At 67.2% G+C, this 12,929-nt stretch carries 12 protein-coding genes; 10 read left to right on the plus strand and 2 right to left on the minus strand.

The annotated features are described in order from the left end of the window. Positions 1 to 287 precede the first annotated feature (287 nt). The gene (locus MF407_RS04910) at positions 288 to 3,044 is read left to right on the plus strand and encodes an Rne/Rng family ribonuclease (RefSeq protein ID WP_239701548.1); all 2,757 of its coding nucleotides are present in this window, start codon (positions 288 to 290) and stop codon (positions 3,042 to 3,044) included. Here MF407_RS04910 and MF407_RS04915 read toward each other — a convergent pair. Beyond that, a complete protein-coding gene (locus tag MF407_RS04915) occupies positions 3,023 to 4,309 on the minus strand; it encodes a DDE-type integrase/transposase/recombinase (protein WP_205744823.1) in 1,287 nt (428 codons plus the stop codon). The genes MF407_RS04910 and MF407_RS04915 overlap by 22 nt on opposite strands. Positions 4,310 to 4,522: 213 nt before the next feature. On the opposite strand from MF407_RS04915, the gene rplU reads away from it, so the two are divergent. The 7 genes from rplU to MF407_RS04950 all read left to right on the plus strand — a co-directional run bounded on the left by rplU (position 4,523) and on the right by MF407_RS04950 (position 9,135). Then, positions 4,523 to 4,831, plus strand: coding sequence for a 50S ribosomal protein L21 (gene rplU / locus MF407_RS04920; protein ID WP_129625616.1), 309 nt, complete (start codon positions 4,523 to 4,525; stop codon positions 4,829 to 4,831). A 39-nt stretch (positions 4,832 to 4,870) separates the two neighbouring features. Beyond that, positions 4,871 to 5,128 (plus strand): 50S ribosomal protein L27, encoded by a 258-nt coding sequence (gene rpmA / locus MF407_RS04925; RefSeq protein WP_129625617.1) that lies wholly within the window; start codon positions 4,871 to 4,873, stop codon positions 5,126 to 5,128. A 102-nt stretch (positions 5,129 to 5,230) separates the two neighbouring features. After that, the gene (gene obgE, locus MF407_RS04930; protein ID WP_239701562.1) at positions 5,231 to 6,745 is read left to right on the plus strand and encodes a GTPase ObgE; all 1,515 of its coding nucleotides are present in this window, start codon (positions 5,231 to 5,233) and stop codon (positions 6,743 to 6,745) included. After that, positions 6,742 to 7,101, plus strand: coding sequence for a DUF2568 domain-containing protein (locus MF407_RS04935; protein ID WP_170221921.1), 360 nt, complete (start codon positions 6,742 to 6,744; stop codon positions 7,099 to 7,101). The genes obgE and MF407_RS04935 overlap by 4 nt, the downstream gene beginning before the upstream one ends. Then, positions 7,098 to 8,231 carry a glutamate 5-kinase gene (proB, locus tag MF407_RS04940; RefSeq protein WP_239701564.1) on the plus strand — a complete coding sequence of 378 codons (1,134 nt, stop codon included), beginning with the start codon at positions 7,098 to 7,100 and terminating at the stop codon, positions 8,229 to 8,231. The genes MF407_RS04935 and proB overlap by 4 nt, the downstream gene beginning before the upstream one ends. Continuing rightward, the gene (locus MF407_RS04945; RefSeq protein WP_129625621.1) at positions 8,228 to 9,007 is read left to right on the plus strand and encodes a VTT domain-containing protein; all 780 of its coding nucleotides are present in this window, start codon (positions 8,228 to 8,230) and stop codon (positions 9,005 to 9,007) included. Before proB ends, MF407_RS04945 begins: the two co-directional genes overlap by 4 nt. A gap of 2 nt (positions 9,008 to 9,009) precedes the next feature. Beyond that, positions 9,010 to 9,135, plus strand: coding sequence for an NAD-dependent epimerase/dehydratase family protein (locus tag MF407_RS04950; RefSeq protein WP_129625622.1), 126 nt, complete (start codon positions 9,010 to 9,012; stop codon positions 9,133 to 9,135). A 142-nt stretch (positions 9,136 to 9,277) separates the two neighbouring features. Here the strand turns inward: MF407_RS04950 and MF407_RS04955 are convergent, their stop codons facing one another. Next, on the minus strand, positions 9,278 to 10,945 hold the full coding sequence (locus tag MF407_RS04955) for an HNH endonuclease signature motif containing protein (RefSeq protein ID WP_239701566.1): 1,668 nt from the start codon (positions 10,943 to 10,945) through the stop codon (positions 9,278 to 9,280). 412 nt (positions 10,946 to 11,357) lie between these two features. Between MF407_RS04955 and MF407_RS04960 the strand changes: the two genes are divergently transcribed. Both MF407_RS04960 and MF407_RS04965 read left to right on the plus strand, forming a co-directional pair. Further along, complete coding sequence (locus MF407_RS04960) at positions 11,358 to 12,644, plus strand: glutamate-5-semialdehyde dehydrogenase (protein WP_239701568.1); 1,287 nt, start codon at positions 11,358 to 11,360, stop codon at positions 12,642 to 12,644. A 60-nt stretch (positions 12,645 to 12,704) separates the two neighbouring features. Beyond that, positions 12,705 to 12,929: a hypothetical protein gene (locus MF407_RS04965; protein WP_239701570.1), complete on the plus strand. Its 225-nt coding sequence runs from the start codon at positions 12,705 to 12,707 to the stop codon at positions 12,927 to 12,929.

Raw genomic sequence — 12,929 nt, forward strand, 5'->3', positions numbered from 1 at the left:
CGGTGTGCGATACTCGGTAACGGTCACGCTGCCCACCACGCCGGCGTCGTGCCCCGCCGAGGTTCCGGCCGAACGGTGCGCCCCATCAGCGAGAGCGCGCCGGCCAGAGCACCCGACGGCATCGTCGCAGTGCCGCGCAACGCGCGAGCTGCCCCGATGTAACAGACGACTTCTCGTCGCCGCCCGGACTTCGGGACGGCGGCGGCAGATACCGCGACATGCGGAGTGTGCGGGATGCGAATCTCAGGGCGTGGGCGGCTCCGCGTGCTGATCCACAAAGGAGGGCCATGGGCCCCCAGCAGAACGAACCCGGCAGTCTTTTCTCGGCGCAGTCGGATGGCGATGCCACTGCCAAGTCCACCGATCAGGAGCGTCCGTCCGTACCGGCGGTACCGCCCAGCTTCGGGCTGATCTTCCAGACGCCAGACCTCGAGGTGCGGGTGCCGCGTCGCCGTGCCCAGGACGACGCCGATGACAACGAGGACGCGGGCGGTAACGACGCGCCGGTCGGCCGTTCGAACTCCGATTCGGACGAAACCGACGATTCGATCGACGGCGGCGGACGTGGCCGTCGTCGCGGCGGACGCGGTCGGCGCACGCGCGGCCAGAACGACGACAACCACGCCGACGGCCAGAACGAGAGCCGCGACCAGGGTCGTGACCGGAGTCAGGACGACCAGGAGTCCGACGCCGACTCCGAGCAGAAGTCCGAGGACAAGCCGAACCAGCGCTCGGGCCGCGGGCGGAACAACCGCAACAAGCGATCCGATCGCGGTGGCGATGGCGGTCAGGGCCCCGACGACAACAACCACGACTCCGACGACACGGATGACTCGGGTGACGGTGCGGACGACACGTCCGACGACGGCGGCCAGGACAACTCCGACGACAACTCCGATGATGCGAACAGCCGTCGGCGCACCCGTCGCCGTCGCCGCAGTGGTACCTCCGCCGACGGGGACGACCCGCCCGGCACGGTGACCAAGGTGCGCGAGCCGCGCAAGGAGCGCGACGAGGTCACCGCGATCAAGGGTTCGACCCGTCTGGAGGCCAAGAAGCAGCGCCGCCGGGAGGGCCGCGAGGCAGGTCGTCGGCGTACCTCGATCACCGAGGCCGAGTTCCTCGCCCGCCGCGAGAGCGTCGAGCGCGTCATGGTCGTGCGTGAGCGTGACGGTCGCACCCAGATCGGCGTCCTGGAGGACGGTGTCCTGGTCGAGCACTACGTCTCGCGTGAGACCCAGCAGTCCTCGATGGCCGGCAACGTCTACCTCGGCCGCGTCCAGAACGTGCTGCCGAGCATGGAAGCCGCGTTCGTCGACATCGGTCGCGGACGCAACGCGGTCCTGTACGCCGGCGAGGTCAACTGGGACGCCGCCGGCCTCGACAACCAGCCCAAGCGGATCGAGCATGCGCTCTCCTCGGGTGAGTCGGTGCTGGTGCAGGTGACCAAGGACCCGATCGGTCACAAAGGCGCCCGTCTGACCTCGCAGGTCTCGCTGCCGGGTCGGTTCCTGGTGTACGTGCCGGGCAACTCGATGACCGGTATCTCCCGCAAGCTGCCCGACAATGAGCGCGCCCGCCTGAAGAAGATCCTCAAGGAGGTCGTCCCGGCCGACGCGGGCGTCATCGTCCGCACCGCCGCGGAGGGCGCCAGCGAGGAGGACCTGCGCGCCGACGTCGAGCGTCTGCAGGCCACCTGGGAGCAGATCCAGAAGGCCAGCAAAAGCCAGAACGCACCGTCGCTGCTGCACGGTGAGCCCGACCTGACGCTGCGCGTGATCCGTGACGTCTTCAATGAGGACTTCAGCAAGCTGATCGTCGCCGGCGACACGTCCTGGGACGAGGTGTCGGACTACATCGGCACCGTCGCTCCCGACCTGGCCGAGCGCCTGGAGAAGTGGACCGGCGAGACCGATCTGTTCACCGTGCACCGCGTGGACGAGCAGCTGACCAAGGCGCTCGACCGCAAGGTCTGGCTCCCCTCGGGTGGCTCGCTGGTGATCGACCGCACCGAGGCGATGACGGTCGTCGACGTCAACACCGGCAAGTTCATCGGCTCCGGCGGCAACCTGGAGGAGACGGTCACCCGCAACAACCTCGAGGCCGCCGAGGAGATCGTTCGACAGCTGCGCCTGCGCGACATCGGCGGAATCATCGTCGTCGACTTCATCGACATGGTGCTGGAGTCCAACCGCGACCTGGTCGTGCGCCGCCTCCTGGAATGCCTCGGACGTGACCGCACCAAGCACCAGGTCGCCGAGGTGACCTCGCTGGGTCTGGTCCAGATGACCCGCAAGCGCGTAGGCAGCGGACTGCTGGAGATCTTCTCCGAGAACTGTGTGCACTGCGACGGACGCGGCGTGATCGTGCACGACGCGCCCGTCGAGAAGTCCGGCGGCAACAACGCCGGCAACGGCAACAACGGCAACTCCGGCAGTGGCAACAACTCCGGCGGCAACAACGGCAACGGTGGCGGTGGCAACAGCCGGCGCAGCAAGCGCGGACGCAAGGAGGACGAGCCCGAGCAGCAGCCGAAGTCCTCCGGTCCGACGGCGGCCCAGATCGCCGCAGCGGCGCACGCCGCTGCAGCAAAGAAGGCCGAAGCCGCACAGGCCGCCGGTGACGACGCCCACGTCGAGCTCGACCTCGACGTGGACGCGCCGACCTCGCAGGTCGAGATGAGTGAGCGCGGCGTCGACGAGCGCCCGGTCGCCGACGTGACCGCGTCCGTCGTGGGAGCATCCGCGGCCCCGGTCCTCCAGGCGCCCGCAACGACCGAGCCGCCGGCGCGCAAGCGTCGCGGGTCCCGTCGCGCGGGTTCGCCTTCGGTTGCTCCGGCGAGTGCGCCCGAGCCGCAGGAGGTGCCGCAGACCGTGGTGGCCGCCGAGGCCCCCGATGCCGGTTCGCGCGAGATCGTCGCGGACGAGCCGGAGCAGGCTCCCGCGGCGCCGGTGAAGCGGCGTCCGCGTCGTGCCCGGGTCGTTTCTCCGGCAGGACCGCCCGCGAATCATGTTGACTCACGTCAAGATGCCCGCGTGGAGTGAGTCGTTGACTTATCTGAATTTGCCCGCTTGGTGGGGTGGATTTTCTTGCGGCTGAGGTAGGTCGCGTTGCGCTTGGGTCGTTGTTCGACTTTGCCTCTGCGGCGGGCGAGTTCGATGAGACTGGCTTGGATCGCGTGGATCTGACGGCGTAGTTCGGCGGGGTTGATCTGGGTGGCTCGTGTGCTCAGGTCAGCGGCGTCTTGATCGGTGAGGTACTGCGGGTGGTCCCGGGTCAGGCGGTGCAGCGGGGTCGCGGCGGTGTCGTAGGTTTTGGTGACCTTGGCGCCGTTGCGAGACTTGCTGCGCAGCTTTTGTTGGGGCAGGTAGAGGTTGTCGAGTGCTGCTTGCAGGGGCCACAGTTGGTTGAGCAGGTCGAGCTCGTGGCGGGTGTCGTACCGGTAGTAACCGACCGCGCGGCGGACGCTGGACCAGTTCTTCTGCTCGACGTAGGCCTGGTCGTTGCTGTGGTGGGCCCGGCCGCGGGTCAGGGTGATACGTCGCGCGTCGCACCACTTCGCGAGGTGGTGGTTGATGAACTCGCCCCCGTTGTCGGAGTGGATTCCGTTGATGCCGAACGGGAATCGCAGGATCAGGTCGGTCAGGCCGGCGGCGACGATTCGTTCGCCTTTGGAGCGGACACTGATCGCTTCGGTCCAACCGGTCGCGATGTCGGTGGCGTCCAGGGTGTAGTGGAAGGCTCCATTGTTGTCGCCGCCTTCGTGTGCGACCAGGTCGATCTGGAGGAAGCCGGGGACGGTTTCGTTCCATTCGTGCCAGGTCTTCATCGGGATGCTGGCCTTGAGGAGGCTGCCGGGTTTGGTCATCGACCGGCCCTTGGTCGCAATCAGGCCGGTGCGGTGTGGTTTGAGGCGGCGGTCGATCGTGGCGGGTGACATTCGTAGCAGCGCGGCCAACGTGTCAGGGGTGCAGTGCAGTTCGCCGTGGGCGATCAGCGCGGTGGTCAGGTCGGGCAGCGCAGGGTGCAGTCGCTTCCCGGTGGGGCCGTCCAGGACCACCCAGCAGGTCACCAGGGCATCGATCACGGCAGGGTCGTAGCGGTAGACCGGATCACGCTGTGCTCGGGGACGATTCGGGTCATGACCGGCGACCGCGCGGCGGAGCATCTTGCGGGCGTGGTCCCTGTGCCACCCGTTGACCGCGACCAGATGGTCCAGGATCGCTGTCTTCTCCGCCTTCGTCGCCTTCGGCCACGCCTTCACCTGCGAGACCAGGACCGCCTTGCGCTGACCCACCGTGAGCTCCATCCATCGAGGCTGCACCCCACGCGGGCATTCTGGGATGAGTCAATGACTCCACCCACGCGGGCATTTAGCGTGAGTCAACGCGCGAATTTGGAGCAGGACCCGACCGACCGGTAAAGTTGTTCCTCGGTGTGCCCACCGAGCCGACGTCCCTCACGGGGTAGCTGTTGGCCGGTCATACAGAGCGAGTACGCCAAGACGAAAGTGAGTGACGACGTGTACGCGATTGTTCGCGCGGGCGGACGCCAGGAGAAGGTCTCCGTGGGCGACGTCCTGATCATTGACAAGGTGGCCGTCAAGGCCGGCGAGTCCATCGACCTGGCCCCGCTGCTGCTGGTCGACGGCGACAAGGTGACCTCCGACGCCGCCAAGCTGGCGAAGGTCTCGGTCAAGGCCGAGGTCGTCGAGTCCGCCAAGGGCCCGAAGATCACCATCATGAAGTACAAGAACAAGACCGGTTACCGCAAGCGTCAGGGCCACCGTCAGCCGCTGACCCGAGTCAAGGTCACCGCGATCGAGGCCTGAGCCTCGACTGCGACGAACAACGGATAGGTAGGCACAGACATGGCACACAAGAAGGGTGCGTCTTCGACCCGTAACGGTCGCGACTCCAACGCGCAGCGTCTTGGCGTGAAGCGCTTCGGCGGTCAGGTCGTCGGCGCCGGCGAGATCATCGTCCGCCAGCGCGGTACCCACTTCCACCCCGGTGAGGGCGTCGGACGTGGCAAGGACGACACGCTGTTCGCGCTCGTCCCGGGCTCGGTCGAGTTCGGCAGCAAGCGTGGCCGCAAGACGGTCAACATCGTCCAGGTCGAGGCCTGATCAGGCTTCGTCTCCAAGACATTCGACAGGGTGGGTCCGAGATGATCGGACCCACCCTGTCGGTTTCATCCACAGGTTTCCCTTTGAACGGAAGGTTCAGCGATGGCGACCAACTTCGTCGACCGGGTGCTGCTGCACGTCAGCGCCGGTAAGGGCGGCCACGGCGTCGCATCGGTGAAACGCGAGAAGTTCAAGCCGCTCGGTGGCCCCGACGGCGGCAACGGCGGACGCGGCGGCGATGTCGTGCTCGAGGTCGACACCCAGGTGACGACGCTGCTGGAGTACCACCACACTCCCAACCGCAAGGCCACCAACGGCAAGCCCGGCGCCGGTGACGAGCGCAACGGTGCCGACGGCGAAGACCTCGTCCTGCGGGTGCCGGAGGGCACGGTCGTCAAGGACACCCGGGGCGAGATCCTCGCCGACCTCGTCGGTGACGGCGTCCGATTCATCGTGGCCCGCGGCGGACGCGGTGGGTTGGGCAACAAGGCGCTCTCCTCGCCGCGGCGCAAGGCCCCTGGTTTCGCGCTGCTGGGTGAGCCCGGTGACGAGTTGGACGTCGTGCTGGAGCTGAAAACGCTCGCCGACGTCGCGCTCATCGGTTTTCCCTCCGCGGGCAAGTCCTCACTGGTCTCGGTGATGTCGGCCGCGAAGCCGAAGATCGCCGACTACCCGTTCACCACGCTCGTCCCGAACCTCGGTGTGGTCACGGCAGGCTCCGAGCGCTACACGATCGCCGACGTCCCCGGACTTATCCCCGGCGCGAGCCAGGGCAAGGGCCTCGGTCTGGAGTTCCTGCGTCACGTGGAGCGCTGCTCGGTGCTGGTGCACGTGGTCGACTGCGCGACCCTCGAACCCGGCCGCGACCCGATGACCGACCTCGACGTCATCGAGCACGAGCTCTCGGAGTACGTGCCCGACGCGACCCTCGGCGGCAAGCCGTTGGCCGAGCGCACCCGCATCGTCGTGCTGAACAAGGCCGACGTGCCGGACGCACTCGAACTCGCCGAGTTCGTCAAGCCCGATCTCGAGGCCCGCGGCCTGGAGGTGCACATCGTCTCCGCCGTCGCGCACCGTGGGCTCAAGGAACTGTCGTTCTCACTCGCCAAGCACGTCGCACAGGCCCGCGCCGAGATCGAACGCGACACGGCACCGACACGAACCGTGTTGCGTCCCAAGGCAGTCGACGACTCCGGCTTCACGATCAAGAAGGAAGGCCCGGCCGACGAACCGGTCTTTCGCGTCGTCGGCGAGCGCCCCACCCGCTGGGTGCGCCAGACCGACTTCGCCAACGACGAGGCTGTCGGCTATCTGGCCGACCGCCTGGCCCGCCTCGGCGTCGAGGAAGCACTGTTCAAGGCCGGCGCCGTGCCCGGCTCGACCGTCGTCATCGGTCCGGCCGACAACGCGGTGGTCTTCGACTGGGAGCCCACGCTGCAGGCCGGAGCCGAGTTGCTCGGTGCCCGTGGCACGGACCTGCGCCTGGACGAAGGTGCTTCGCGTCCCACCCGGTCGGAGAAGCGGGAGGACTTCCACGCGCGCAAGGACGCCCAGCGCGAAGCGCGTGAGGAGCTGTGGACCGAGCGTGACGCCGGCGTCTGGACCGACGACGAGTGAACCGCAACGCAGTGTGGGTCGCTGCCGTCGCAGCGTTCCTCAGTGAGATCGCGCTGTTCGTCGGTGCCGGATATGCCGCCGCCAGGATCGCGCCGGGTGCCTGGGCCATTCCTGCTGTCATCCTCGTGGTCGTGCTTCTCGGCCTGACCTGGAATCGCTGGATGTCACCGAACGCGGACCACCGGCTGCGTCCGGGCCATCGGATGCTGTTGGGCTGCGCACTGTTTCTCGGTGTCGCTGCCGTGCTCTCGGCGGCCGGGGTGTGGTGGGGACCGGTGCTCGGCCTCGCGGGATGCGCCGCGACCGTGGTCGCCCAACCCGTGACCGAACAACTGCACGTATCCTCGCGGTCGTGACCTCCGACCTGCGCGCCGCCGTCCGGACGGCGAACCGGCTGGTCGTGAAGATCGGCTCGAGTTCGCTGACCCGGCCCGGGGGAGGCCTGGATCCGGACGCCGTCACCGCGCTGTCCGATGTCCTTGCCGCGCGCCGGATCGAGGGCACCGATGTCGTCCTGGTGTCCTCGGGCGCGATCGCGGCCGGTCTCGCGCCATTGCAGTTGGCCCGTCGTCCGCGTGACCTGGCCACCCAGCAGGCTGCTGCCAGTGTCGGTCAGGGTGCACTGATGGCCGCCTACACCGCGGCCTTCGCCCGCCACGACCTCGTGGTCGGCCAGGTGCTGCTGACCAGTGACGACGTGACCCGCCGGGGTCACTACACGAACGCCAAACGCACCCTCGATCGCTTGTTCGCGATGGGCGCGGTACCGGTTGTCAACGAGAACGACACGATCGCCACCCACGAGATCCGGTTCGGTGACAACGACCGGCTCGCGGCATTGGTCGCGCACTTGATCAGCGCGGACGCGCTCGTGCTGCTGTCCGACGTCGACGCGCTGTACGACGGACCTCCCTCGCGCCCCGGCACCTCGCGTATCGAGACGGTGCTGGACGAGTCCGAACTCGACGGCATCGACGTCGGGGGCTCCGGTTCGTCGGTCGGCACCGGTGGGATGGTGACCAAGGTCGAGGCAGCCCGGATCGCCACCGGCGCCGGGGTGACCACCGTCCTGACGAGTGCCTCCCAGGCCGCGGCAGCGATCGCGGGGCAGGACGTCGGCACCGTGTTCGCACCTCAGCCGCGCGTCCGCCGGGCTCGGCATCTCTGGCTGGCCCACGCCACCACCTCCCGCGGGCGCCTGATGCTCGACGACGGCGCCGTCGCTGCTGTTGTGCAGCGCGGAAAGTCGTTGCTACCTGCGGGGATTCGCTCGGTGAGCGGCAAGTTCGCCGCCGGCGACCCGGTCGATCTGTGCGCCCTCGACGGCACCGTCGTCGCGCGCGGCCTGGTCAACTACGACGCCCACGAACTGCCGGAGTTGCTCGGCCGCGGCACCAAAGAACTGGCTGCCGCGTTGGGGCCGGAGTACGAACGAGAAGTGATCCACCGCGACGACCTGGTCGTGCTGCGAAAGGGAACCCGATGAGCCAGCCGTCCGAACCCGGATCGGGCTCGCACGAAGAACCCACCGCGGCCGAGCAGGCAGCGGCGGACGCGGAGAAGAATCCGCCCACCAAGGAGTGGTGGGACGACCCCAACCTGCCCTGGCAGGGCAAGCCGAGCAAGCAGGACAAACAGTGCTGGGCCGCGATCGCGCTGCTCGGCCTCTACGGCATCATCCTGCTGCCGCTGCGTCCGATCCTGCTCGGACTTGACTCCTACGTGCTCGCGTTCGTCACCGGATCGAACATCGCCATGGCCGACATCGGCGCCAAGCTCGCGACTGGCGACGAGCCCTGGTGGTGGGTGGCGCTGCTCGCAGCAGCCCTGACCTCGGTGAAGTTCGACTGGATCTTCTGGTGGGCCGGCAAACTCTGGGGTCACGACATCATCCGGGTCATGTCCGGACGCTCGAAGTGGGCAGCTCGTACCGGTGCCGCCGCCGAGCGGCTGGCACGCAAGTACGGCGCACCCGCGATCTTCCTGTCCTGGTTCATCCCGTTCCTGCCCGGCGCGATCGTCGCGGCGTTCGTCGGTGACGTCGGAATGAAGCTGCGTAAGTACATGCTGATCGACTTCATCGGCGCGCTCTGCTACCGCGCTGTGTGGATGTATCTCGGGTTCAACATCGGTGAACCCGCGAAGGACCTGGTGAAGGTGATCGCGAAGTACGCCAACTGGTTCGCTGTCGCGATGCTGATCTTCATCTTCGTCAGCACCTTCCTGCGCACCCGTCGCCAGCAGCGCGAGGCTGCGTCCTGACCGTGCGCGTCCTGGTCACCGGTGCGTCCGGCGCGCTCGGCAGGCAGGTCGTCCGCGCGCTCGCCGTGCGTGGTGACGACGTCGTAGCCACCGTGCATCGCGCGCCGGTCGGTCTGAATCGTCCCTGAACCGCTGGTTGAGCTAGGTGTCCGACGAAGGCTTGTACTGAGTTGTCGCTTCGCCGCTGGTTGAGTCATGCGCCCGACGGAGGAGGGCGCATGCGCCGAAACCCGGTGACCGTGAACGGCTACCCGACCGCACGGGGCTGATTCATGAAGCGTCGTGCACGGAGTCGGGGTAGGTGATGTAGGTGCGGCCGGTGCGGGAGGTCCAGGTGCAGACTCCGTCGTCGCTCGTGTCGTAGTCCCAGTGCTTCTTGGTCTTCGCGTCGTGGTGGTGGCGGCAGAGCGCGGCAAGGTTCTGAACGGCAGTCGGCCCCTGGGGCCATTCGACGACATGATCGATGTCGCACCTGATGGCGGCGCGGGTGCACATGGGGAACCGGCAGGTCTGGTCGCGTTGTTGCACGAACTCCCTCATCCTTGATGTCGGCTCGTACGCCGTCGTCGAGATTTCACACGTGACTCCGGTGTCGGCGTCGACCAGTGCCCGGGTCAGGCGGCATCCGAACTGCTCGATCAACGCATCGAGCACCTCGGGCCGGATGAACCCGATCCCTGCGATGCGTGCCCACCCCGTTGTGTAGCAGTGGTCCGATTTCCTTGCTGTTGAGCCGGATTCGGGACCGGAAGCACCGGAAGCGCCGGAAGCGCTGGGGGTGTTGGTGGGCTGGTCGGTGGTGTTCGGGCCGCGTGGGGACGTGGCGGACTGTCCGGGTGGTGGTGATCCGTCGTCCGGGGACGCCTCGGGCTGGTGTTCCGGGTCGTCGGTGGCACGTTTCGTTGCAGCCGCGGCGGCCTGTTCCTCGCGTTCCTCGCGCACGACAGGGACCTGGATCGCGACTTGGTAGCTGACGTCAGCACCTTGGGTGACGAGGTCGTGCAACGCGCCGAGGCGCAGTTGTCCGAGCGTCGGCTTCGACTCACCGGCCTCGCTGCCCTCACTTGCGGTCGGGTTCTTGGCGCGTTGATCAGCCAACTGGTCGACCGCGCCGTAGATGCGGGCGATCTGGTCGGCCGGCCCGACGGCACACAACTCCGCCATGCCCGGGATGTCGGAGGGACGCACCCAGACACCAGTGGCTTCTTTGGCTTCCTTCTGGCGGGTCTTCTTCGCGGCTTCTTCCTCCCATTGGGTCACCAGTGCCCGCGCGGCGCTCTTCACCTTCAGGTAACCCCAACTGTCGAAGCCTTTCGTGTCGAGCAGGTGCTGCTCGACCCGGCGGGACGTCTCGGGTGAAGCGCTCACCAGCTCGGAGGCAACGAGGCTGACTTTCCAGTACGGGACCGAACCCTCGACCGCGGCCGCCAACAGACCGGGCGTTTTGGTGCACGCGTCGATGGAGTTGCTCATCTTGCTCGACGCGGTGCGGGGCGCCATCTGACAGGCAGCCGCCACGTCAGTGTCCGCGAACGACGCCTGATGACCGAGCGCGTGCTCGACCTTCGCCGTGACACCGGTGTCGGAATCGACGAGTTCTTCATCGATCGCTGCGTACCTGGCCATGGCCATGGCCTGCACGGCTTGGGAGATCGATGCCAACTGGGTGGAACCGGTCACTGCTTTCTCGAGCATACGATGGTCATCGACATCGACGGGCCGAGCGGTGCTGATGGACCCGGCGTTGCGCACGGCGTGGGCATCGAGCCGGTAGAACGCTTCACGGGACATCCGGTTCGCAAACGTCAGTACTTCCGCGGGTGACCCCAACGCATTCAGAAGCTGGTTCAACAAACGCTGCTTCTGATCCGAAAGCGATTGCAGCAGAACGAATTCCACCGGAGACTCCGGTTCGTAGAACTCGTAGCTGATGGCCATGAAGAAACTCTAGGCGGGACCACCGACAACCTCCGTCGGTGAGCCGACGGCATGGTCGCGCAGGTTTGATTTGTGTCTCGACACACCTATTCGGACGGCAGGATCTCCGGTCGCAACAGGCGCCGTGCGTTGAGGACGACGAGGTACTGGCTGTGGCCATGGCGTTCGCGGCGACTCCTGCAGGTCCCGCATCCAGGGCTGTCGCCGACAAGGTCGCCCGTGAAGTGCGAAATCGACACCATAGGGACAGTTACGACTTCCGAGATGGGGCCGCGCGTGCGGTGCTCAAACACCTTGCTGGTGGTGACGACGAAGAGATTCCGTACTGGGCCTAGGACCACACCGGGTCGGTACCAGGCCCGCATCTGGACAACGCCGACGGTCGTGGCAGCCTCGGATCTACGCTTGATCCATGAGCGCCGCCGTGTCCCAAACCGCCGTCAGCTCCATTGAGCGCGTCCAGGCTGCTGGCCTGCGTGCACGAGCGGCGAGCAAGCGGCTGGCCCTGCTCAGCCGCGCCGAGAAGGACACAGCTCTGGTCGCACTGGCCGACGCGCTGCGGGCGGCGGCCGACCGGATCGTCAACGCCAATGCAGAGGACATCGAACGCGGCCGCATCGGCGGCATGACCGAGAGCCTTCAGGACCGCCTCCGGCTCACTCCCGAACGGGTCGCATCCATCGCTCAGGCACTCCAGGACGTTGCCTCGTTGCCCGACCCGATCGGTGAGGTCGTGCGCGGCTCCACCTTGGCGAATGGCTTGCAGATCAAGCAGATTCGGGTGCCGATGGGTGTCGTCGGAATGGTCTACGAGGCGCGTCCGAATGTCACCGTCGACGCTGCCGGACTCGGTCTGAAGAGCGGCAACGCGATGATCCTGCGCGGTGGGTCGGCCGCTGCGTCCAGCAACGCGGTCATTGTCGAGGTGCTCCGTGCGGCTCTCGAAGCGCACGGGCTGCCTGCCGACTCGGTGCAACTGCTCGACGGTGGCCACGAGGACGTCGACGCACTCATCACCGCCCGCGGTCTGGTCGATCTGGTGATCCCGCGCGGGGGAGCGGCACTGATCCAGCGCGTCGTGCTCGGCGCGACCGTGCCCGTCATCGAGACCGGCATCGGCAACGTCCACGTCTACATCGACTCCGCCGCCGACCCCGAGACGGCGCGCGCGATCACGTTCAACGCCAAGACCCATCGTCCGAGCGTCTGCAATGCGGCCGAAACGCTGCTGGTGCACCGCGACATCGCGGCGACCTTCCTGCCGGACGCCCTGAAGCAACTCGCGGACGCCGGCGTCAAGCTCTACCTCGACGACGATTCGCGCGCCATTGCAGGCGATGTGCCGAACGAACCGGTCACCGACGAACTGTTCGGCACCGAGTTCCACGGCCTGGAGATGAGCGTCGGTGTCGTCGACTCACTCAATGCCGCGATCGATCACATCGACCGATTCGGCACCCAACACACCGAGGTGATCGTCACCGAGAACCGCGCGGCCTCCCGCGAGTTCGTCGCCCGCGTCGATGCGGCTGTCGTGATGGTGAACGCGTCCTCGAGGTTCACCGACGGGGGAGAGTTCGGGTTCGGCGCCGAGATCGGGATCTCCACCCAGAAGCTGCACGCCCGTGGCCCGATGGCGCTGCCGGAACTCACCAGCACCAAGTGGGTCGTCGAGGGCGACGGACAGATCCGAGTCTGAGCCGCAGCCTCCGGAGAGGCACGCCTGCCGCGCTCGACACCAGACGGTAAGGTGGCCGTCATGACGTCGCGTGTCCTGACCATCGTCGCCGAAGGCGATGTGCCCCCGCTGCACCACAACGAACTGCCGATGCCGCACCTGATGTACGGCCTGATCGCGCTGGCGGTGTTCGCGCTGATGTTCGGGATCCTGTGGTCGTTCCGCAACACCTCGCCCAAGCTCGGCGAGCAGGTGCCGCACGACAACCCGAAGGTCACCAACCGCGACGAACGGCCGGATCACTGA

It is taken from the genome of Yimella sp. NH-Cas1 (assembly GCF_022359705.1).
Taxonomy (GTDB): domain Bacteria; phylum Actinomycetota; class Actinomycetes; order Actinomycetales; family Dermatophilaceae; genus Yimella; species Yimella lutea.

Bases quoted from the DNA above. Each gene is read 5' to 3' on its own strand.
- MF407_RS04955 (WP_239701566.1), bottom strand. From the start codon at position 10,945: ATGGCCATCAGCTACGAGTTCTACGAACCGGAGTCTCCGGTGGAATTC.
- MF407_RS04915 (WP_205744823.1), bottom strand. From the start codon at position 4,309: ATGGAGCTCACGGTGGGTCAGCGCAAGGCGGTCCTGGTCTCGCAGGTG.
- MF407_RS04965 (WP_239701570.1), top strand. From the start codon at position 12,705: ATGACGTCGCGTGTCCTGACCATCGTCGCCGAAGGCGATGTGCCCCCG.
- obgE (WP_239701562.1), top strand. From the start codon at position 5,231: ATGGCGACCAACTTCGTCGACCGGGTGCTGCTGCACGTCAGCGCCGGT.
- rpmA (WP_129625617.1), top strand. From the start codon at position 4,871: ATGGCACACAAGAAGGGTGCGTCTTCGACCCGTAACGGTCGCGACTCC.
- MF407_RS04945 (WP_129625621.1), top strand. From the start codon at position 8,228: ATGAGCCAGCCGTCCGAACCCGGATCGGGCTCGCACGAAGAACCCACC.
- MF407_RS04960 (WP_239701568.1), top strand. From the start codon at position 11,358: ATGAGCGCCGCCGTGTCCCAAACCGCCGTCAGCTCCATTGAGCGCGTC.
- MF407_RS04910 (WP_239701548.1), top strand. From the start codon at position 288: ATGGGCCCCCAGCAGAACGAACCCGGCAGTCTTTTCTCGGCGCAGTCG.